This window comes from Pseudomonas psychrophila HA-4, from assembly GCF_000282975.1.
GTDB classification, from domain to species: domain Bacteria; phylum Pseudomonadota; class Gammaproteobacteria; order Pseudomonadales; family Pseudomonadaceae; genus Aquipseudomonas; species Aquipseudomonas psychrophila_A.
The window spans coordinates 77580-99937 of the sequence record NZ_ALJC01000093.1; the positions used below are offsets into that span (position 1 = coordinate 77580).

General features: G+C 53.8%; 18 protein-coding genes, 1 other RNA gene and 1 pseudogene. 14 read left to right on the plus strand and 6 right to left on the minus strand.

Going from position 1 to position 22358, the window contains the following annotated elements:
* Position 1 precedes the first annotated feature (1 nt).
* Positions 2-352 carry a DUF6124 family protein gene (locus B347_RS0114575; RefSeq protein ID WP_019410427.1) on the minus strand — a complete coding sequence of 117 codons (351 nt, stop codon included), beginning with the start codon at positions 350-352 and terminating at the stop codon, positions 2-4.
* Between the two features lie 486 nt (positions 353-838).
* Between B347_RS0114575 and B347_RS0114580 the strand changes: the two genes are divergently transcribed.
* The 12 genes from B347_RS0114580 (at position 839) to B347_RS0114635 (ending at position 11578) form a co-directional block, all read left to right on the plus strand.
* Positions 839-1117 (plus strand): hypothetical protein, encoded by a 279-nt coding sequence (locus B347_RS0114580; RefSeq protein ID WP_019410428.1) that lies wholly within the window; start codon positions 839-841, stop codon positions 1115-1117.
* Positions 1118-1189: 72 nt separating this feature from the next.
* Positions 1190-1581, plus strand: a transfer-messenger RNA (tmRNA) gene (ssrA, locus tag B347_RS25990).
* A gap of 168 nt (positions 1582-1749) precedes the next feature.
* Positions 1750-2988: a tyrosine-type recombinase/integrase gene (locus B347_RS0114585; RefSeq protein WP_019410429.1), complete on the plus strand. Its 1239-nt coding sequence runs from the start codon at positions 1750-1752 to the stop codon at positions 2986-2988.
* A gap of 127 nt (positions 2989-3115) precedes the next feature.
* Positions 3116-4093, plus strand: coding sequence for a hypothetical protein (locus B347_RS0114590; RefSeq protein WP_157786888.1), 978 nt, complete (start codon positions 3116-3118; stop codon positions 4091-4093).
* A 103-nt stretch (positions 4094-4196) separates the two neighbouring features.
* Positions 4197-4466 carry a helix-turn-helix transcriptional regulator gene (locus tag B347_RS0114595; RefSeq protein WP_019410431.1) on the plus strand — a complete coding sequence of 90 codons (270 nt, stop codon included), beginning with the start codon at positions 4197-4199 and terminating at the stop codon, positions 4464-4466.
* Complete coding sequence (locus tag B347_RS0114600) at positions 4467-4769, plus strand: helix-turn-helix domain-containing protein (protein ID WP_019410432.1); 303 nt, start codon at positions 4467-4469, stop codon at positions 4767-4769. It begins immediately after the preceding gene.
* Positions 4766-5440, plus strand: a complete 675-nt coding sequence (locus tag B347_RS0114605) for a KilA-N domain-containing protein (protein WP_019410433.1) — start codon at positions 4766-4768, stop codon at positions 5438-5440. Before B347_RS0114600 ends, B347_RS0114605 begins: the two co-directional genes overlap by 4 nt.
* 296 nt (positions 5441-5736) lie before the next feature.
* A complete protein-coding gene (locus tag B347_RS26580) occupies positions 5737-5904 on the plus strand; it encodes a hypothetical protein (RefSeq protein ID WP_157786889.1) in 168 nt (55 codons plus the stop codon).
* A 71-nt stretch (positions 5905-5975) separates the two neighbouring features.
* Positions 5976-6251, plus strand: coding sequence for a hypothetical protein (locus tag B347_RS0114615; RefSeq protein WP_019410435.1), 276 nt, complete (start codon positions 5976-5978; stop codon positions 6249-6251).
* Positions 6244-8430 (plus strand): DUF927 domain-containing protein, encoded by a 2187-nt coding sequence (locus tag B347_RS0114620; protein WP_033387787.1) that lies wholly within the window; start codon positions 6244-6246, stop codon positions 8428-8430. The genes B347_RS0114615 and B347_RS0114620 overlap by 8 nt, the downstream gene beginning before the upstream one ends.
* A gap of 327 nt (positions 8431-8757) precedes the next feature.
* Positions 8758-9069: a hypothetical protein gene (locus B347_RS0114630; protein WP_019410438.1), complete on the plus strand. Its 312-nt coding sequence runs from the start codon at positions 8758-8760 to the stop codon at positions 9067-9069.
* Positions 9070-9589: 520 nt separating this feature from the next.
* Positions 9590-11578, plus strand: coding sequence for a PIN-like domain-containing protein (locus tag B347_RS0114635; RefSeq protein ID WP_019410439.1), 1989 nt, complete (start codon positions 9590-9592; stop codon positions 11576-11578).
* Positions 11579-11605: 27 nt separating this feature from the next.
* Here B347_RS0114635 and B347_RS0114640 read toward each other — a convergent pair.
* Positions 11606-12085, minus strand: a pseudogene (locus tag B347_RS0114640) (IS66 family transposase); the annotation flags it as partial.
* A 330-nt stretch (positions 12086-12415) separates the two neighbouring features.
* Here B347_RS0114640 and B347_RS0114645 point away from each other — a divergent pair.
* Complete coding sequence (locus B347_RS0114645; RefSeq protein WP_019410441.1) at positions 12416-13420, plus strand: hypothetical protein; 1005 nt, start codon at positions 12416-12418, stop codon at positions 13418-13420.
* A gap of 104 nt (positions 13421-13524) precedes the next feature.
* Positions 13525-13746: a type II toxin-antitoxin system RelB family antitoxin gene (relB, locus tag B347_RS0114650; RefSeq protein WP_019410442.1), complete on the plus strand. Its 222-nt coding sequence runs from the start codon at positions 13525-13527 to the stop codon at positions 13744-13746.
* A 323-nt stretch (positions 13747-14069) separates the two neighbouring features.
* On the opposite strand, the gene B347_RS0114655 is transcribed toward relB, so the two are convergent.
* From B347_RS0114655 to B347_RS0114670, 4 genes are all read right to left on the minus strand, one after another.
* Positions 14070-14375 carry a hypothetical protein gene (locus B347_RS0114655; protein WP_033387797.1) on the minus strand — a complete coding sequence of 102 codons (306 nt, stop codon included), beginning with the start codon at positions 14373-14375 and terminating at the stop codon, positions 14070-14072.
* Between the two features lie 1067 nt (positions 14376-15442).
* Complete coding sequence (locus B347_RS0114660; RefSeq protein ID WP_019410444.1) at positions 15443-18727, minus strand: type I restriction endonuclease subunit R; 3285 nt, start codon at positions 18725-18727, stop codon at positions 15443-15445.
* A 272-nt stretch (positions 18728-18999) separates the two neighbouring features.
* The gene (locus B347_RS25600; RefSeq protein ID WP_019410445.1) at positions 19000-20175 is read right to left on the minus strand and encodes a restriction endonuclease subunit S; all 1176 of its coding nucleotides are present in this window, start codon (positions 20173-20175) and stop codon (positions 19000-19002) included.
* Positions 20172-22358: a type I restriction-modification system subunit M gene (locus tag B347_RS0114670; RefSeq protein ID WP_019410446.1), complete on the minus strand. Its 2187-nt coding sequence runs from the start codon at positions 22356-22358 to the stop codon at positions 20172-20174. Before B347_RS0114670 ends, B347_RS25600 begins: the two co-directional genes overlap by 4 nt.

The window sequence follows — 22358 nt, forward strand, 5'->3', positions numbered from 1 at the left end:
TTTAGTGCGTCGTTAAACCATCCAGCGATTTATCGACATACGCCTTGGCCAGCTCCGCCAAGTGTAAAACCGACAGCACCAGATCTCGCGAATGCCCGCTCAAACCATTCCCCGCCTCACTTGCCGAAGCACCCACACAGCGCAACAAGTCTGACGCCTGGGCCAAAGCCGCTTCTAAATTGACGCTTTGCGAGATGGCATACGTGGCCTGATCCACGTGCCGTGGAGGCTTATGGTCCTGCAGGTAGTAATTGAGGGCGCGATCAGTGGCTGCGCGGTCTAACGACAGTGCATCGCACTGAGCAGCAGCTTGCGAGACAAGCGCTGGCGGATCAGGAACAATTTTATTCATAGCGTTCTCCAAATTTGTGGAGCTGCCATTAGTCGCGACTAAACGATGGGGTGGCAGCCGTACGCAGGTTAGTCGACCGGCAAACTTGGAAACCGGCGCACTCGAAAGTGCCCTGCGCACGGCCACCATAAAACGAGAGGCCGAAAAAAAGCGCCTCGCGGAGGTGGCGCCTTGCGCCAAGTTTACAAGCCGGGCGACTAAACCCGACCGCTGAAAAGCAGCGATGGGCCGAGACTATTCCCCGAAATGAACAGGCGCAAGCGAACGGGAGTTTCTAGGAAGTTTCGCCAGATTGAAAGAGATCGGGCCTACGAAAGCACTAATAGCGCCCCATTATCGGGCACAAAAAAAATCATCGAATAGTGGCTAAATAAAAGCAGAACTCCTGAGTGTGGCTATAGTCAATTGGCTTAAGGCCCTAATGTTTAGGGCATATAACCGAGCCCGGAGACACCGGGCCTAACTGTGCACAAGGAGCTTTCCCCTATGAAACGTACCGTGCTTGCTGGTCTTTTTGTTAGCGCTGCAATGTTGGCCTCCCCGGTGTTTGCGGCTGAAGATCTGTGCCAGATCAACCTTCAGAAAATCGACGATGCGGTCGCGACCCTCAACGCGACCAGTGAGAACACCAAAAAGGATATCCACGATTTGGTCACCAAGGCCAAAGATGAACAGGCTGCTGGCAAAACCGAAGACTGCATTGCGACATCAACCCTCGCACTGCAACGACTGCAAAACCTCACCAAAGGCGGCGACGATAAGTAAGCCGTCGAGGTTGGCCTTCTGCGCCGAATTGGCGTAGACTGCGCAGCTTGCTGGTTACGGCCAGCAAGCATCGGGGCCGTTTAGGATTCGACGCCGGTTGCGAAACTCTAGGTGCATGCCGAGTTGGTAACAGAACTCGTAAATCCACTGTTGCAACTACTTATAGTTGCCAATGACGAAACCTACGAGGGTCAAGCTCTCGCAGCGTAAGCTGCCTTAGCCATCCTCCTGGTACCTTCGGGTCCAGCAATCACTAGGGGATGCCTGTAAACCTGAAGTGATTGTCATATAGAACAGGATCGCCGTGCAGTACGTTGTGGACGAATCGGCTAAAACTTACACAACTCGCCCAAAGCACCCTGCCCTTCGGGTCGCTGAGGGTTAACTTAATAGATACGGCTAAGCATGTAGTACCGACAGCGGAGTACTGGCGGACGGGGGTTCAAATCCCCCCGGCTCCACCAAATAGCAGTTTAGACCTGTCTCAGACAGTCTACGAAACACCCCAAGAAGCCCGCCCCGTGCGGGCTTTCTTGTTTCTGGCTGTATTTCCTTATCTCCCCCTATCTCTTCTCTTCGTGTATCCCCTCATGTACCCTTTGATACAAGTTGAAACTGAGGGATACAAGGGAATGAAGCGCTCTGAGATCAAGCGGCGGCCAATGGCAGATACTGTGCTCGCCACCCTGGAACCCGAAGCCAAGGAATACCGCGAACTCGACGGTAGCGGCCTATACCTGCGCGTCCGTCCCGACGGCAATAAGGCCTGGCAATTACGCTATAAGAAACCAGACGGCAAATGGTCATGGCTTGGCCTTGGCGGTTACGGCAAATGTGACCACCAACTGACAGGCGCCCAAGCCCGCCAAAAAGCGGCAGAGCTACAAGCTGATGCAGCGCAAGGCGGTAACCCCATGGCAACCAAGCTCGCCAGAAAGGCTGCCGAAGCTGAAGCCGCCAACAATACCTTCGAGCATCTGGCCCGTGAGTGGTACGCCAACAAGCGTAAAAGCTGGACGGATGGAACGGCAGTCAGAACCATCGGCGCGCTGGAGCTTCATGTATTTCCCGTGTTAGGCAAGCGCCCTTATACCGCCATTCTCCCAATGGAATGGATGGGGCTTCTGCGTGGCATGGAGCAAACCGGCATCGTCGAGCAGACCAGCCGCGTACGTGGTATGTGCCGAGAAATCTATGACCTAGCGCGTGTCACCGGTCGCGCCACTCATAACCCGCTTGAGGGGTTGCATAAGTTCCTGCTAACCAAGCCGGTCGAGAACTACGCCCATGTATCCCTTGATGAGTTGCCTCCGCTGTTGAGAGCCATCCGGGCCTACCCGAGCGCAATTGACGTTCGTATCGGCCTACAACTGCTTTCCATGCTCGCCTGTCGTCCATCTGAACTGAGAGAGGCACAGTGGGATGAGTTCGACCTGGGCAAAGCGCTATGGACCATCCCTGCCGAGCGAATGAAGCGCCGCCGCGAACATCTTGTGCCCCTGCCCCATCAGGCTGTCGAATTGCTGTGTGGCCTGCGCAATCTCACTGGAGGTTATCCACTGCTGTTCCCTGGTCGCAGCGACACTACCAAGCCCCGCAGCAACACCGTGTTTCTGATGGCCCTGCGCCGTCTGGGCTATGAAGGGCGCCAAACCGGGCATGGTTTCCGACACATCGCCTCAACGATCCTCAACGAACACGGCTTCGACGAAAACCACATCGAGGCGCAGCTATCGCACATCAAAGAGGGGGTGGCCGGTGTTTACAACAAAGCCCAGTACCTGGCTCAGCGCACGATCATGATGCAGTGGTACGCCGACTATCAGGACACCCTAGCCAAGGGCAATGTCGTGTCGATCAAGAGGGCCTGATGCGGCCCTTCCATTGTCCGCATAGACAGATATAGATTGAAAATATTACTGTGCAAATGAACAGCTAAATTTATTCAAGGTTGCCCTTCGATGAGGCAAATCAATGCGTCGACGACAGGGGGCGGGCATGAAGAAGTTATTCAAACTAAAGAAGTGGCTTACGCTTGAGGAGACCGCAAGGCGCCTATCCAGCGTTGCTGATGAGGAGGTATCTCCGGCTGACGTGTTACGGCTCGCCTTGGATGGCCATCTGACAATTTCAGCGGACTTCGTAAATCACGCCAGAGGCAAGCTTTGGGAGCGTGTGCCGCTGGAGTCTGCGCGGACATTCACTTCTGATGGAAGCCATTTTCCTGACAGCCAACCCTACACTGTATTGATCGGCGTGCTGCTTAATGAGGAAGAGGTTCTCCAACCGGTTGTGCAATACGGCGACCAAGAGCCACTTGTCATGCACGGAGTCTTTGACCTGACCATGTGGGGCGCTGAAGAGTTGGATATTGAGCACTTTTATCAAAAACTTACAGACGGCCCTGATATTGCCTTAATGAATTTGGAGGGGCCATTCCTGCGCGGGGATGATGGCCAGATCTATCAGCTTTTAGAAAGCTTCGACCAAAACGAACATTCTTCTGGCTCTCTCGCACACCTGAGAAGCCTTGAAGATCATATTGCCGCCGAGGGTATTGAGCCCGAAAAGGCGAAAAAAATACGCGAGTGGCATAGCAATCAACGCGTTCAGTTTTCTGAAAGGATGAAAGCAAACAAGAAGATAGATAACTACTATCCAGCTTCCCGCTTACCATCAGACTGCAGACTTGTTGTGCGAAATGAAGCGATTAGGCAACTGGAGGATCAACTGTTGAAGGATGAGTCTGTGTCCGCCCCTATATCGCCAAACGACCCGAAACCCTCACATTTCCTGACGATCTCGGCCCTTCTTGGGATGCTCGAGGAGCCCGTGAAAAACGCTAGACCAAATGGCTTGAAGCAGTCGGGGATAAAGGATGCAATCCTTGAAAGGTGGGAGGGCCGAGGACTTAGCAAACGCACCCTAGATAGTATTTTCTCGGCGGCGAACAAGGCCGGAAAGATCCGCGAGTAATTCAGGCGGCACCGTAATTGCGGAAGAAGTTACCGCAATTGCGGCGATCTAGAATCTAGACCTGTACATGCTTATCCCGTCAAACATAAAGCGGGATAAAAAAATGCACACAGTTCATACCCCTACTCAGTTCTCTGTCGCAGCGACGCAACACTTCGACCCAGCCAACACACTCATTCGTATGCCAGATCTGGAGGCCATCACCGGCCTCGCCCGCCCCACCGTGTACAAGCGCCTCAAAGATGACCCGACCTTCCCTCGCCCAGTACCGCTGAGCAACAGCAAGTCACGCGGTTCGCCGGTTGGCTTCGTGCTGGCCGAGGTTCAGGCCTGGGTGCGCCAGCGCATCGCCCTGCGAGGGGAGGCGGCATAAATGAAAGCCAAAAAAATGGCCGACCAACAGGCCAGCCTCGAAAATACTCACGTAGAGAATACCGGCGGAACGGTAAAGCGCGCTCGTCTTTTAGAGCGCCTGCAAGCCGGTCCTATCGACACCTTCACCGCCATTCGTGAGTTGAACATTTTCCGCCCTGGTACCCGCATCAAAGAGCTGCTCGGCCTGGGCCACAAGATACTGAAACACACCCTTGCATTGACTGACGATCAAGGCCGCACGCATCGAGGAATGGCTCTTTACTTCCCCTGTACCAACCCGCCAGCCGAGGTTAGGGTATGAGCGCTCGAATCATCCCCTTCGACTACGAGGGTCAAGCCGTGCGGTTCAACGCAGATGGCTGGCTTCATGCGACCGAGATCGCGGAACGCTTCGGTAGGAAACCAGCGCACTGGCTAGAACTCCACTCGACCAAGGAATATATCGAGAGGCTTTCCGAGCGGATGGCGGAAAGTAATATCGGGGAATCCGACATTACACTGGTGACCACACGGCGTGGCAATACCTCAACCAGCGGCACTTGGCTCCATCCAAAACTGGCGGTGAAGTTTGCCCGATGGCTTTCAGTAGACTTTGAAATCTGGTGCGACGAACAGGTAGACGCCTTGGTACGCGGCGAACTCAACTCGCGGTCTATGGCTCGCCGCCAGGCCGCTATCGGATACCGGAGCTTGTGTGACGCCCTGTCATTGACCCATGAGGCCATAGGCAAGATCACTAAGCCGCACCATTACATGAACGAGGCCAGGCTTATCAACGAGGTCATTACCGGGACCTTCACTGGGCGCGACCGTGACCAGCTGTGCCAGGCTGAGCTTGAGCTGATAATGCTGGTAGAAAACCGTGATGCGCTCCTGATAGGTCAGGGCAAGGACTTTGCTGAGCGCAAGGCGGCATTGCATCAATACGTCCGTAACCTGCAGAACAAACACCTACGGAAGTTTGCCGTATGACGCCCGTTCAATCATTCCCGAGTGTTGCCAAGTTCGCTCAGCGACGGTATGGTTCGCCCGTCGCTGCAAATTCAGCGATTTGGGTTTGGTCACTCGATAAAGCAAAAGGCGCACAAGCGCCCCATAAGAACGCAGGCGCTTTTTTTGTGCCCGTCGTTTCGAGTTATGGCGGCTGTGTGTGGGAGGCGTACGCGCCTGCCGGGTTCCTTTTGCCCCGGTTGACCAACCTGCATACAGTCCGCCTCCATTCGTTTGGTCACGAAGGTGGCGGCTCCCCAGCAAAAGGAGCTGTACCCATGCAACACATCCTCCGCCTCAATCCGTACAAAATCCGCGCACTTGCTCACCGCAGCATGGCCCTGAGCGCCCTCCGGGCAAACTCATCCCTGTCCGTCCGTCTCGCTCGCTACAACAACCACATGGAACAGGTACGCACCCTGGAGTCTGTTGGGTACGCCCAATGAGCACGCAATCAACCATTGCCAAAGAAACTGTAGAAAACACGCTCAACGCCCAAGACCTGAGGGTGTAAACCATGAAAATTCAAAACGGCGCTGATGCGCTGGCGGGATCGGCTTGCCCGAAGAAAGCCACCGAACTGTTCTACGTCACCAAACCGAAGGCGCCCAAGGCGCTACCGGAGCCATTTATGACCGAGATCGACGCTGATTGCGGGCACGTAGCTATGCGGAGCGCTGACGCTCAGGCGACGGCCTGCCTGGTCGACTCAATCGACGAGCTGACCTATTGGCATGCGGTGAACAATGGCCGGGGCTATCGAGCCTTCGTCGGGAGCGCCAACCATGGGTGACGATCCGCTTCATAGTCTCGTACTTCCCAGACTGGATGGAGTGAGACGGTCAGCAACGAATAACTACATGGCCAAATGTCCTGCACACCAGGACAAGTCACCATCGTTAAGCGTGGCGTCTGGCGTTGACGGTCGCGTACTGATTCATTGCTTCGGCGGCTGCGCTACCTCTGATGTCCTCACCGCTGTCGGCCTTGAACTCAAGGACTTGTTTGCGGGAAATCTGAGCGACACAGCACGACTCGACTACAAGCGAAAGTCTTTGGAGAGCGCCCGCAATCAGGCAAGACTGATCCAGACCATTGCTGCCGCTCAACTAGACCGTGGAGAGGCTCTGAGCGCCATCGATCTGGAGCAGTTACAAACTGCCGTAGGACGAGAGCGAGAGATCAATGATCAGCTCGCAGAACTTGACGTTGATCGGACAGTGAGAGTTGCTCCCGACAGGCCATGCTGGGCCGTTTACGAGAATTGGGTGAGCAGCGAGAAAGGCCGCAGGCTGAAACCCGGTGTGTACTGGCATGGCTTTAAGCGCACCGCCGCCGATGATGCCGACGAAGACAAGACAGACCGCCCGATCACTGACGAATGGATCTCCACCCCCGTGACTGTGACCGCTCGCACCACCAACAGCGACGACGGCAGCGAGGGACGCCTGCTGCGCTTGGTGACCGAGAGCGGCATCAAGGAATGGATCATTCCCATGGAGGTGTTCGGCGGTAGCGGCGAGGACGCCAGGCGCCAACTGTTCGGTATGGGCGTAATCATTGCGCTCAAGAAACGTGGCGCGTTCATGGAGTACTTGTTGGAGCAGAGCCCCGCCGAGGTATTCGCCACTACATGCCGACCGGGCTGGCATGAGTCGGGCGCCTTTGTACTGCCAGGTCGCACCATCGGCAGCGACAAGGTGCGCTATCAAGCCAGCGGCAAAGGTCAGAACCTATTCAGCCTGCGCGGTGACCTAGAGAGCTGGAAAACCGAAGTCGCGGCCAAATGCGAGGGCAACCCGGTACTCACCCTAGCGGTGGGATGCGCGCTGGCTGGCCCACTGCTGAGTTTGGTGGGCGTGCTGGGCGGTGGCGTTCACTTGGTGGGCGACAGCTCTAGCGGAAAGTCGCTGGCACAATTAATCGGCTCGTCGGTATGGGGTGATCCCGGCATTTTTGCCGCGTCATGGGATATGACCAAGGGCGGGCTGGAGATCGAGGCTTCGGGACGCAATGACACCCTGTTACCCCTGGACGAGATCAAGCGCGCCGATCCCAAGCGCGTGCAGGAAATGGCCTACTCACTGGCGAACGGCCAGGGCAAAGGCACCATGACCCGTGAGCGCGAGGGGCGGGCCAAGCTGAGTTGGCGCCTGCTGACTCTATCCAGCGGCGAACGATCATTATCCGAACACGCGGCCATCGGCGGCAATGCGGCCCACGCTGGCGCTGAATTGCGCATGGTAGATGTGAACGCCGGTACTCGCACCCACCGCGCCTTCGATGAATTGCACGGTCTTATGGGAGCGGACTTTCATCGCCTGCTGACCGTTGCTGTCGGCGCCCACCATGGGCATATCGGGCCAGCATTCGTGGAGACTCTACTCGCTAGTTATGACCGCCCCGGATTGCTGGAAGACTTCGCCGATATCCGCGCCAAGTTCACCGAGGACAACGCTCAAGCAGGACGTGTAGCGGATCGCTTCGCCGTCATTGCCCTGGCCGGAGAAATGGCCATCAACTACGGCCTGCTGCCTTGGACGCAAGGCAGCTCCCTGGCCGATTGCCAGTTGCTATATAGCGAGTGGCTGAGTCGCGTGGGCAGTGGCAATGCTGAAGACCGCCAGATCCTATCCGGCATCCACGACTTCCTCGACAAGCACAGCAGCAGCCGCTTCTCCGACGTAAACGCATCAGAAGATGACACCAAGGTGTTCAGCCGGGCCGGGTACTGGGAGTTATCAATGGGTAAGCGCTTCTACCTGTTCAACAGGTCGGCACTGGTCGAGGCCGCGCACGGGTACGGCCTAAGCCGAGTGATTAAGGCGCTCGACGGTGCTGGCGCCCTGGCTAAACGCGACACCGACCGGGATAGCCGTAAGACCAAGAAATACCGCGTTCCCGGTGGCGGCTCGCTCCGGCTGTACGTGATTGATCCCGAGGTCATGGACGCCGAAGGGGGCAGTGTATGACCACCAAACGCCAATGCCCAAATTCACAGGAACCTAGTTTTGTGGGGAACCGGGGGAACGGGGGAACGGCAAGTAAATCCGTGGCCTGTAGCCGTTCCCCCTTATTGGATGTATGGGGAACAGGGGGAACACAAACATGTTTTTGAAGATAAGAGACTCTGCATTCATGAGCATCTGGTTATCACTGTTCCCCACAAAAAAACATGGGGAACTTAAACCCCCTCTGAAAGCCTTGGAAACACCGGATGTTCCCCCCGTTCCCCCGTTCCCCCAACTTATTTTCACAGACACATTTTGGATGTATGGCGAATCAGGCGAGGCGGCGTAATGAGCCTCCTATCCGGCCTGCTCGATCATGTGCCACCGACCATTGCAGGGACTACCTCCCAGAAGCTGGTGAGTTGCCCTCAGTCTCGCCCGCACTTAGTGCTGACCAAACCTGTCGAGCGTCTACTCCCGTTCGTTGCTATCACGCACACCAGCGCTGCCAGTGCCACGCCTGAGTGGCGCAACGCACGCGATCAATACCTCAACCACATCATGGTTTGCCGTTCCTGTTACGCGCCCACCGGACGCCATTGCACGGTTGGCTCCCAGCTGCGCGCTAGCTACGACAGCAAAACGATGGAGGCCCAGTAGCGTAGGAGGCTACGCCGCAGACCAGCAATGACCAACACCAGTAATACATTCGCCCTTTAGGGACATTTTGTGGCGAGTAACCGGGACCATAACCAAATTTGGTGACCACTTTAAGCGGTGCTCTAGACATAAAACCTAATGTTTCACCGACCCAGAGAGGCTTCTGGTGGTAAGCGTCCGGCGAAGTCACCTATCTGAAGGATATTCTGGCTCGCCTTCCGACGCGGCGGGCAAGTGAGATTACGGAGTTGCTGCCGCATAAGTGGGCGCCCGTTTAACTACGCAAGACGTGTTCGCCGGACGCTTTCCGAATTTCGCCGTAAGGGGCCTGCGAACACACCTTCCGAGCCAGGCCGATGAGTGTATGCGTCCGGCCAACGCACCTTCCTGACCCCGACATTAAAGGCGTGTCGCCTATGAAGTCGTACCTCTAGGGTGAGGTTTTGCAGCGATTCTGTATGGATATGGGTAGGGAGTGGGGTTAAGCTCGGGCGGACATTAATACGCCAAGGAATTAGCGATGCTGCTCGGGCTCAATCTTCTAAAGAAAACCAAGGACGAATTTCTCACAGATCTTGCCAATCTGGCCAAAGCGAAAGACACCCTGATATTCATTGATACCAACATCCTGTCATACCTCTTCAAGCTCCACTCCGCTGCGAGGCAAGAGTTTTTTGACTGGGCGGTGGTGGCAATTAGCGAGCAGCGTCTTTATCTACCAGCGTGGTGCGCAGGTGAATATCTGGCAAGAGTTAGAGAAAACCTGCTTCATACTTACACCCCAAAAAGTAAAGGGGACGACCAGCCGAGGAAGGCCCTTGAGGCTATGCTCGATACTGCCTCATTGTTTGTAGATGACGCAGTACTCAGGTCAACCACCTATTCCGGCACCCGAACTGAATATTTAGCGGGCTTCCGTGAAGCTATAGACGGCCTCAAACAATACACGCAGGCGTTCAAACACCAATTTGACCCGGACAAAATCCACGCTGAAATTGAGGAGCATCTGGGGCCGGCTGTGCTTGAATCGCCCATCGCCAAACTCTGCGACCGAGCGGCCAAAGAGGGTCCTTCACGGATTGAACATCGGTTGCCTCCTGGCTTTCGGGATGAAGCGAAACCTGAAAACCGCTTAGGCGATTTGATCATTTGGTTGGAGATTCTTGAATATAGCCTTGTGCGAAAAGACGACTTTGCTCACGTGCTCTTTTTGACTAATGATGAGAAGTCGGACTGGGTTTACGTGCCGGCAAAACGACTTGATATGACGCGTACCGGCTTAAAACCGATTCCAAACAATAATCCTCATCTAAAGATTATCGATCCCCGTCTGGTTTCTGAATTCAAGCAGGTAATCGGCCATCCGCAGGTCTCGATTTGCACCCTATCTACCCTGGTGCAGGGTCTATCCAAAACTGACCCTACGACTGTCGCCCAGCTCGCCGCTGCAATCCAGATCGAATTGGTAGCAAGCGAAGGGCTAGCGGCTGAAATCAATACGTCCGTGCTGGAACAGGCAAATGCAGAAGTGGAAATCGAACCGGCTCCTGAAGCGATACCTGAAGTTGATCCTCCAGCGGAGCATGCAGCCGGTGATCATGGGGTCGATGCAGTCAGGGTTCCTGATGTAGCCCCAGAGCCGCCTGTCCAGGCAGCCCCGGCCGACCATGCGGCTCCCGATCCTGGAGATGAGATAGCTGGCGCCATCCAGTTGGAAGGTTATCGAGATTCAACCTATCAGGCGGATGCCCCTGGTGAGCTCAACGACATAATCAGCTCTCTCCAATCACACAATTGGTATATTCAGAACCCTGCTATAGAAAAGCTAGGAACGATCATCCGAGAAGACTTCCCCCCCACTTCTTGGTTTGTTTTAGGTCGCAACATCTATCAGGCCGCGTGTGGGAACGCACAGAAGGCTATGGATTTCATATCTAACCTGGATACTCGCCTTAAGCAGTTCCCTGACCCCATCTCGAAATACGTACTAGCAGGTATAGTTTTCGAAATTTATTTCGACAGCAAAGGCGCGCTGCGCGATTCGCCAAAAGCTGGCTACATAGCCAAACCGTTGTCCCTTCTCGCCAAAGCTGACTATCCGGATGTACGCGCATTTATCAGATCAAAGCTGGAGCTCGCTGGTGCGCACCTCTTCTTCTCCCCTGGTGACGACCAACAGCATACGGTGGCCGTTCAGTCGGAACCAGTCGAAACTCAAGACGTTCTCGACGCCGGTAAGCGAAGAAAACTGACATCGATTTCCCTCGACGGACGCCAAATTCTAATGGATGCTCCGCCAGAGGAGTATCGTTGGTCGACCCGCTATAGGGTGTCCTATAGCAGCACAGATATTCTGGAGGACATCTCCACCAGCCTGTCGATTCCTCGCTGGGCGCTCACTTTGCTACTGAATCCGGAAGTCGATGCCAACGTTCGATTTGTCCTCCCCGAGGATCGCTGGTTTATACCCGGCATCGTGCTTGAAGCAGATGGCGCGGAAAGAGCGTAAGCGTCCGCCCAACTCACCTTGCGTAAGTCAGGCCGGTACCCACTGATGCGGCAGCAATTGCCCGATATCACTAGCCCGCTGCGTCGGCAGCCGCGTCAGCACATCTTTAAGATAGGCATACGGATCATGCCCATTCATGCGCGCCGATTGAATCAAACTCATGATTGCAGCCGCCCGTTTGCCACTGCGCAGCGACCCGGCAAACAACCAGTTCGAGCGTCCGAGTGCCCATGGCCGTATCTGGTTCTCAACCTGATTGTTGTCGATGGGCACAGCCCCATCGTCCAGGTAGCGCGTCAGCGCTACCCAGCGTTTCAGGCTGTAATCGAGGGCTCTAGCTGTGGCTGATCCGTTGGGCACCAAGTCGCGCTGGGCCAACATCCAGTCATGCAGTGTTTTGATGATCGGTACCGCCATTTCCAGACGTATTCGCCAGCGATCTTCATCATTCATGTCCCGCGCTTGGCGTTCGACCTCGTACAAGCCGCTGATCGTGTGCAGCGCTTGGGAATCCTGGCGATAAGGGTAATCGCGTCCGCTTAAAAATACGCGGACACCATCGCCCTTAAAGCTGGAGTTCGGAAGGTGAGTTCGCCAGACGCTTACTTCTGGTGCGCTTTCCAACGGCGTTTTTCAAGTTACTTGCGCGAACCAAGAGGTCCCGAAGCACGTCCTTCTATTATTGCTTGCCCGAACCCACGGGTTTAGCGAGTTTTGTTGGATTGCAACACTACCCTGGGTCATCTTTCCGTAACCCTCCGGCATATCAGCTTGCGCTCTACGGAGCTTGATCTATGGTCAATCTATCAGCGCCATCAATTGACCGAGAATCATGTCATGACAAATGCGGCTCTTCTAAAACAAGCGATGCAATACCTCGACCTGACAGGCGTGGCGTTAGCAGAACGGGTCACTGCGTTGCGAGAAGATGAAAAGCGGACTGCACCTGAAACGATCAGTCGTTGGTTAAACGGTACAAACCCTGTTGATCCTTTCCTAATGGGATGGATCACAGAACTAGTACGTTCGAAGGTCATCAAGAACATCGAGCCGATGGTTGAACTGCCCAAGGACGGGCTCATCATCGCAGTGGTCAACCCGAAAGGTGGCACTGGCGTGACCAGTCTATGCATGAATTTGGCCGCAACCGCAAAGTCACTGCACATGAAGACAAAGTACCTTCACGCTGAATATGAAGAAGCTCGGCACGGTGCTGAGATAGTCCCAATGCTTCTCGAACCACTGCGGATTGAATGTCCCGATTTGAGCCCAGAAAAGATCCTTGGATATCGCCCATCGCGTGGGGAAATTGTGTTTGTGGACGTGTCCAACAGGCTCGCAAAGGACTCATTCATATGGCCCTCCGCGCCTGATACCAACGCGCCCCCCAAGCCAGATCCTAAGGGCTTCTTAGGCCGCTTCCGCCCCGACCTCTATCTCATTCCTGTTAACCTAGAGAGCTATATCGAGGCTTCTCCAGTCAAACTGCTCATCGATGCAAACGTCCTACACGCTCCAAAATGGATTGTGCACCGGCCTCGCTCGATGTCCATGAACTTTGCTTCCGTGGCTGCTGAAGCAGGCCTAGATATCGATAGCGAAACTTTCTATCCATATTTCATCCCCCAAGCAGTCTCTACCTCTGCTCCTATTCCTCGAGACATGCTCAGTGAATGGCAAAACGAGGATCAGCACAACCATCATTATCAGCTGCTTGAACATGCGCTCAACAAGCTGGGTGGCAAAATCGTGGAGAGTTACAGTTTGCAGTTGGAGATTGGCAGGATGGGCTTGTCAGGGCTGCTGGAGCTAGTGGAGAGGACATCGATTCCGCGCCGATAATCTGCATGAGGCGACTCACCCCGAGCACCGAGACAACCGTAAATAGACCGAGAGGAATCAGCCTTTTGCTACACTCGCGTAATGGTTAGCTCAGGAGCTCATCAATGCTTACGGTTCAATTGCCACCTGATCTTGAAGAACGCCTTCAAAAACTCGCTCAAGCCACTGGCAGGTCCGCAGCCTTTTACGTCACCCAAGCCATTGAGCTGCATCTCGACGATATTGAAGATTTGAGTATTGCTGAGCGGCGCCTGGCTGATATTCGGGCCGGTCGCTCAGAGACAATACCTTTAGAGCAGGTGCTAACGCATAGGCGCAGGCGATAACGAGCGCCTTCTGGCAGCTTTGCTGTAAGGGCGGTGCTCGATAAATCAGCAGTCATTCGACAAGTTTTCTGATCAGGCGTAAATTGAAGTCGTTGCGAAAAGTAGGTTTGACTGCTTAACGCCGGCTGAGTGGGGCTGGTATCGGCGTCAGAAGGCACCTTTAACAACCCCCACAGACCCCGGCCTTGCTGGGGTTTTGTGTTTCTAGCGCTAAGTTTTGTCGCGCAATTTGAAATGGTGCCAGTAATGGCACCTGTCTTTTTTCTCGCGGATCACAACGTCCACCGCGTCGACTTTGCCACCCGTGTGGCTGGGATAGGTCATCAATATGCTGAACGAGGAAATACCGCTGATGAGCGTTGGTACATTTCAAGGAATGTATTGAGAAAACGCATCACAGCGTCGTCATTCGCTAGAAATGACATCAACTCTTCGTCCTCGAGGTCATCATCCTCCAGACAATCGCAAGCGTGATCCAGAATGAGCTGCCATTGCACATCTTGGTCATAAGTGATGCCAAACGTCACAGCAAGCCAAGCATACTCATCAGGCTCGCCCCCAAAGCCATCGTCCCCCCAGGCACGATCCGTCTCCAGTAGAACCGCACTGATTAACGTTTTCTTGCTCATAGTTGGCTCCTGGGATTGCCTGACAAAACTGTCAATGATTGGGCGGGCGTCATGTTGCATGGGTACAGCTCCTTTTGCTGGGGAGCCGCCACCTTCGTGACCAAACGAATGGAGGCGGACTGTATGCAGGTTGGTCAACCGGGGCAAAAGGAACCCGGCAGGCGCGTACGCCTCCCACACACAGCCGCCATAACTCGAAACGACGGGCACAAAAAAAGCGCCTGCGTTCTTATGGGGCGCTTGTGCGCCTTTTGCTTTATCGAGTGACCAAACCCGAATCGCTGAATTTGCAGCGACGGGCGAACCATACCGCCGCAGGGCGAACTTGGCAACATTCGGGCTGGGGTCTTCATTTCTCACGAACCGACCAAGCAAAAGAAACTATCTCGGATCGGCCGGTAACGACTACCCCTGAGGAGCCTCGCCTCGGCAGCAATGTTGCAGTCGGTATTGTGGTGTCGATAGTGGGCGCGCTAGTGAATGCTTTCGGGCATCGGTTCGGCTCATGGCTCTACTCATTCTAGCCACTCTGCAGGGCGAAAGTTCTATAAGTGGCAGCCCAAACAATGGCGCCTATGCAACGCGCCCCAAGACAATCTGGTTGGAATCCCTAACTGTGGGGTTGAACCGGCGTCGTGATTTTTGGGCTGCTCGCCAAGGGCGAAAAGCGGGCAAAAATGGCCCAGCAGCAAGCACGATGTATCCCCTGGTGTATCCCCCAAAAAACGATCAAACAAAAAAACCAATAAATACAGATAGTTAATGATCAGGTTCAAACGGCCCCGGCCCACCACTTCAACATCTAAAGACGTCCACGGACGTCTTTTTTTGTGCCTGGAATCCAGTGAATACGGGGGGCAGGTCCAGGGCAAATCCGGCCCGACGACTTGCTGTAAGCGCTGCCGCCAACTCTCCCGCATGTCCATCAGCTTCTGATCGCAGTTCTGCGAGCAGATCGGCAAGATCTTCGATTGTAAGAGGTGATCTTATAAGTCAAGAGAGAGGCTAAGCCTCCCTCTTGACTATCTACGGCTTAATTTTCTTGGGCATACCTAATCAAATAACGGTCAGTGATACACCTTGGTCTCGTCTCCGATAGCGGAGGTGTAGATATGTGAAAAAACTGCACTCGCCTTGAGATCAATCTCATCCGCATCATAAGTATCCAAGGGAAGGTTCGCCCACAGATGCCTAATAATCTCGGCTTTGACTTGTGCCTGAGCGGCAGCCTTCTCTCGCCAGCGGTCGATCTGCAGTTTCCCGCCAGTCAATTTATCCAGCAACTCCTTTGCAGCTTTTTTTATGGCATAGCGATCGCCCTTGCTGAGCGACTCTTTCTGCAGCAGATCGAATACCGCCAACTGATCCTCACTTTCCAATTCCTCACGCAGATAGCGCTTTTCCTCGTCAGAGCATGTGTCGTTGAAGGAAAAAAGATCATCCATCACCTTCTGGATTTCAGCGGAATCCTTGTCTTTATTGTACGCCAGCACGATTTCCTGATATCGCTCGTATAGATCCACCCGAGTTGGATTCCGCGCCACCATGGCTGCAAGGCGCTCTTCAATTTTCTCCATCAGGTTCATCGCAACAATGTTCTTGAATGGTGTTTTCTCAAACTCAGCACGCAGCCGCGAAAAATCCACATTCGAGAGGTCGTAGCGAGATCGTGACTCCTTGACGGCTAGCACCTCAGTGGCAACAGCTACATCTACCACATCATATAAATCCTGCAGTAGAGTACTCACGTCTGGTGTAACACGAGCATCCTGCAGCTTGTTATATATAGCTGTAAGCGCACTTTCCTCAGCATCGAAGCCGAATAACCCAGGGTGTGGGAATAAGGCCCGGTGTCGAGCCTGAGCATCTTCGACGATAACCTGATAGGTCTTGCGACGCTCGTCGCTCTCACAAAGCTGATTCACTGCCACCAAAATTTGCTGTTGCTTGTCGAATCCGCGTGCCTGGATCAACTCATCGAGATCAAAACCCAGATCAGTCAAGAAATCACGTGCGGCCTTTAGGCTGTTGGCGTATTCAGCCAGAGCGACGGTATCGTCGCGCACCGTATCCTCCTCACCTTCGCCCTTCCCCGTTCCGACCCGGTCTCCTTGCGCAAAGGTGGCCAACGCACGGCGCAGGCTCTTGATCATGCCGTTGTAATCGATAATAAGCCCGTGCTTCTTACCGCCTCCCACGCGATTGACGCGAGCAATAGCTTGCATCAACGTGTGACCCTGCATCGGTTTATCCAGATACAACGTGGCTAGACACTTCACATCGAAACCGGTCAGCCACATGGCGCAAACGATAGCAATACGGAACGGGTTATCGGCCTTCTTGAATTCTTTTTCCAGATCGCGCTTGACCATTTTCTCGCGGTGCGGCGTGATGTCCAAAGGCTGGTCGCAGAAGTTCTTCCACTTAGCGAACTGAGCTACCTCACCCTGCTCCTGGGACACTACTACGCAGCACTCGGTTGCCTTCATCCACTCTACCTGCTCACGCCGTTGCTTGAGCAGGTTAGTAGGTGTCTTGCCCTTGGCTGCAAACAAGGCCTCTTCGGCAGCCACCGCAGCGTCTAGTTGCGAAGCTTTCTTCTGCCACTTAGCAACAACCAGATCGTGCATCTTTACGCAGGTAATTTTGTCGAGGCACACCATCATGGCTTTGCCGCCGCCGTTTTCCACAACGCGCCAGCGCTGATGGAAATGATCTACGAAATCCTGCGCAACCTTATCCAACCGCGTAGGAGAAGTCAGGATTGGGTAGTCCCGCGCCAACTCACGATAAAGTTTTTCTTCTTTCTCGTCGCTCCACGGGTCATCGATTGTTGCAGCCTGCTTGGCAGCTTCAATGTGGTCAGCAATACGTTCACTTACCGTAGGGTCGATGATCTTCAACTTCTCGCCAGCGTTCTCGTAAAACAGAGGTAAGGTCGCGCCATCGGCCACGGCACGTTGAAAGTCGTAGATCGACACGTACTCACCGAACACCTCGCGAGTCAGCTGCGTCTCGCCCGAGTCAATCAGCGGCGTACCGGTAAAGCCGAGGAACTTGGCACGCGGTAGCCCCTTGCGCATATTCAATGCCAAACGCCCGTACTGACTCCGGTGCGCCTCGTCACTGATGACAATGATGTCATCACGTTCCGAGTAAGCCTCGATGATCCGCTCCCGATATTTCTGGATCAGGCTGAATACATAGCGGCGGTTCTGATCACGCAACATTTTGCGCAGGGCTTCGCCATTTTTAGCCTGGTCGGTCTTGCTGTTGGCTCGTCCGCAGTTGGTATAGGTCGATGCAATCTGGTCGTCCAACTCAGTACGATCAGTGATGATCACAAAGGTGTAACTGCTGGAAATCTTGCGGTGAATCTTCTCGGTTAGAAACACCATTGAATACGACTTTCCTGATCCTTGTGTGTGCCAGAACACACCAAGTTGCCCAGCTATGACTTCGGTCTGGACTTGAGGATCGGTGGAAGTCAGCCGATCAATAACACAATTCACACCGAGGTATTGGTGATTACGGGCCACTATCTTGTTCGTGCTGCCCTCACTGGAATCGAACAACACAAAGTTTTCGACGATGTCCATGAGGCGCTGCTGATGCAGCATGCCGGCCAGAAGAATGGGCAGCAGGGGCTGATCTTTATTGGGCTCCGGATCATCCTCATCAAGACGCTTCCAGCGATAGAAGTGCTCTTTGGTTGAGGTGATTGAGCCGTACTGCGCATCGTGGCCATTAGAGATGACTACCAACGCATTCCAATGGAATAGGTGTGGGATCGTGTCTAGGTAGTCGGCATAGTTCTTCTTGTAGGCGCTATCGATGTGCGCCTCAAAACGTTTGAGCTCGATGAATACCAAGGGCAGCCCGTTCACAAAGCCAATGATGTCCGGACGACGCAGCCATAGTTTGCCCCGTACCCAGAGCTCGCGTACAGCGAGATAGCGGTTGTTGGTTGTTTCATTGAAGTCAATCAGCCGCAAACGCTTATCAACCAAGCGGCCAGTTGCGTCACGATAGTTCACTGGCACGCCATCGCGTAGCAGTTTGTACTTTTCTTCGTTGTGAGCGATCAGAGTTTTGGTGACATCGTCCTGGACGATCCGCGTTAGCGCCTGGCGATAGGCTTCCCCCGGCAAACCAGGATTCAAACGTTCGAGCGCAGCCAAAACCTCTCGGGTCAACACCACCTCATTGTCCGATGAGCGGCCAAGAAGGCTATTCGGCCCAAAGCCACCTTCATCTTGCGCGAAGACACTTATCCAACCCAGCTCATTTTCTAGGAACTCAGCTGTCGGAGCCTGAATCAGCAAATCTTCGGAGTAGTCTTTCTTGGCCATCGGTTTCCCTCCCCTACACCCCAGCGGCAAGTACCTGCACTCTGGGCTCCTCTTATAAAGCCGTCAGCAATACGGCTGTTGTAAGCCGGAAGCGACAAGGCTTGCTCGCTGTCAAATTTGGAAGAGCGTTACTTCACTGCCCAAGCACAAATTTTTTGCTTTCTCGACTCTCAAAATTCCGTAAGCCATCATGAGTCGCAGCCCTAAAGCGTGCAGCTAAATCCTCGTCGCACAAACGCGCACACCGGGCGCAGCACACGCACCGTGGCAGATCATGCGATCTCCTCCTCAGGCAATGGGATCCTGCTGACGTCAAGTTGTCCAGACATCAGCCTGGGGATCAGAAGATCACGTGCTTGAGTAAGCTGGCTGTTGTACCTAGATAACCCATGAATCTGCTCGAAGAATGGTGCAGCTAAATCCTCGAATCTCGCCTGCAAATCCTCACTCGGCAATAGTATTGGTTGCGAATGGGCGTAAGCTCGATTGAGCCCAGGAACAGCAGCATCACTACTAATGAAGTTCAGTTGATGCAAAGCCAGAAACAAGCGATACGACGACTTCTCTGGCGAGATGAAAAATACCGTATCGATGGGGAAGCACGGCTCATGCGAAAAATACAAACTTCCCACATTCCCTTTGCGTCCGACAATTATTGCACCTGCGCCCACCAAAGCTTGATTATGGCTCCCAATGATTCCGCTGGACCCATAAACGGGCACACGCCCATCTTTACGATCGGTAGCTTTCAATGACTTACCGTAATTGAGCGTTAAAATGTCGCTCAATGGTTGCAGTTTCCACCCCTCTGGAACCCCATCCTTCACAGGCACAGACTCATGGCCGGGATATCGGAGGTACCTGAACCACTCTCGGTAGAGGAGATGAGCAGAATGCTCTAGCAGCGCTATGCGCCTCTGGTTGGTGGTGATCAGATCATCGTAGACCTGGGCCGCCGTAACTATTTGTAGCTTTTCAATTCGATCTGCGGGAGCGGGAATCGGTAGTTTCCGCAGCTCTCCGAGCGGGATGTATTGTTGGCTTGAGCCTCGGAGACGCTCGGCCACTTGAGCTTTAGCGGCTGGCGATCTGAGCCACAGCGAAAGCCAACGACCATCTTCTTCACTCGCACACTTAAAGAGCCCAACATTCTTGATCGCGAAATTGATATTAGGCGTATCAACAAGACACACCTCTCCGACCGTGCCAATCATCGAGAACAAGACATCCCACCGATCCACTTTGCTTCGTCGATTAATTTCGTCGAAATCCGTTACTGAGATCAGAGACGCTGTGCTCAGATCAATTTTTCCGCGTTTAATATTCTTCGAGGTGACAAGCGGATGACCCTGCTCTACAAACTTTGGCGAATCATGAGTGCCGTCTCGTACGGACAAACAAAACTCCTCCGCAGAGATGGTGATCCAACTAGTAGAACCGACCGTCATCCCATCAACTCCCCAAAATTGCTTGCGATCCGATTAGCCAACACTTCCGCCTTTTCATTCAGCTCTGTGAGCTCTTCGTGAATCTCACGCAGCATCTCCGCAAAGTTCTCATCGTCTTCCGCACTGCCCGGAGCCACACCCACATAGCGTACAGGAGTCAGCGAGTAGTCATTGGCAGCAATGCTATTTTCACCATCTATAGGTACCGCCCTGCACAAACCGGGCACGTTCTCAAACGTACCGTCTGGAAAGCGGCTATGCAGCCAATGCCCCTGGTGGATAAAGTACACAGCCTGCTTCAGCGCCTCTAGCAACGCATCACGAACAGTAGGAGCTTCGTTCTTTTTAGTGTCAGCAGCCAATAACGCACGCTTAGCTTCACGATTGGCTTTGCCATCAAAGACATTCGAGAGTCGGCCACGAAAAGACTTCTCAACCGTATCTAGCAATTTGAGCCACTGTTTATGCCGGACTTCCAGTACCTTGGCCGTTGCCTTAAGCAAGGGGGCCAACGCATCCAACTTAGATTGCAACACTACCTGGCTATCGTGCTCGGTCATATCTGCTGTAGCGATAGCACTACGGGCCTGCAAGCATGCCTCCAGTGTTACAACGATAGCCTCATCTGCTGCCTTATCAGCACACGCTGTCGTAAGCTCGGACCTTAATGAGTCTAACGCCGCCTGTGTGATCTGGTCGTCTTCCCGTTGGTTAGCATTCAGCTCTACCAAAGTTGCATCTTCAGCAAAAACAGAAAGCTTAGCCGCCAGATCCTTCACAGCAGCGTTATCGGCAAGAATGCGCTCGGGCAATGACGCCAACCAGTCGTCCACCTGACGCTGATAGCGCCCTACCTGCGCAACAAACTTCTCTTGCTCACCACGATACAGCCAGACAATGGCATTGAGATTGGCCAGTTGCTCTTCGGTAAACACATGCGAACGCGCAGAGACAACGTGGTACACATTGCGTGCGTCGATCATCAATACCTGATCTTGCAGGTGTTGAGGCTTCCCCTTATCGAAGAACCACAAGGTGCATGGCAAACTACGGGTGTAGAAGAACTTGTTGCCGATAGCCATCATCACGTCGACATGACCGGTCTTAACCAGTTTCTCTCGGATCTCCCTATCCTTGTTTCCCGCATCCGATGCACTGGATGCCATGACGAAACCGGCGCGTCCTGTTTTGTTCAAATAGGAGTAAAAGTACTGAATCCATAAACTGTTGGCGTTACTAATGGCTCCCGTCTTGGCATTAGTACCGGGCAGGCCAAAAGGCAGACGACCTAGGGGGTCGTCCTGGGCGGCTACTTTCTTGGTATCAACACCATCCACGTTGAATGGCGGATTGGCCATCACGAAGTTGCACTGTCCAACTAAGTGTTCTGCCTGATCATAAAAGGTGTTGCCTTGACGGATGTTGGAAGCATCCAGCCCGTGCACCACCAAGTTCATACGCGCCAGCTTGGTGTTGGTCTCACTCTTTTCCTGACCGTGGAACGTAACGGCGTCGTTGACCACTTCATGGCGCACGTCTTCGATGAAGTGGCCGCTCTGCACAAACATGCCAGCAGATCCACATGCCGGATCCAGCACCAAGCCATGATCAGGCTCGATCACGTTAACGATCATCCGCACCAGTGACGGTGGCGTGAAAAACTCACCACCTTCCTGCGCACCGCTCATCGCGAACTTGTTGAGGAAATACTCGTAGATACGGCCAAACACATCCCCCCTAGCCGACTTAATCGCAGGACGGTCAAAGATTTTGACCAAATCCGCTAACAGGTCTGGTTCAAAAGCAGTGTAGCCACGCGGCAATGCCCCTTTGAGCACTTCATACTCAGCCTCGATGACATCCATTGCAATATCGATGGCTTCGCCTACGTTAGCCCCCTGAGGCAAACTGACGATACGATCAAATCGTGCCTCCTCTGGCAGATAAATAGCCGCCTTTCCTTGGAAGCCCAACTTGATAAGTTTCTCACGTTGGGTTGGAGGCATCTTTGGGTGAATGCCATCCTCAATTTCAGGAAGATAGGCCTTGAAGCGGTTATCCGCATGGCGCAGAAAAATCAGCCCGAGCACAGGCATTGAATATTCAGATGCTGTGAGCTTGGAATTAGCACGCAGTTGATCTGCTGCTTCCCACAGTTCATTTTCAAGTTGCTGGATGTTCAT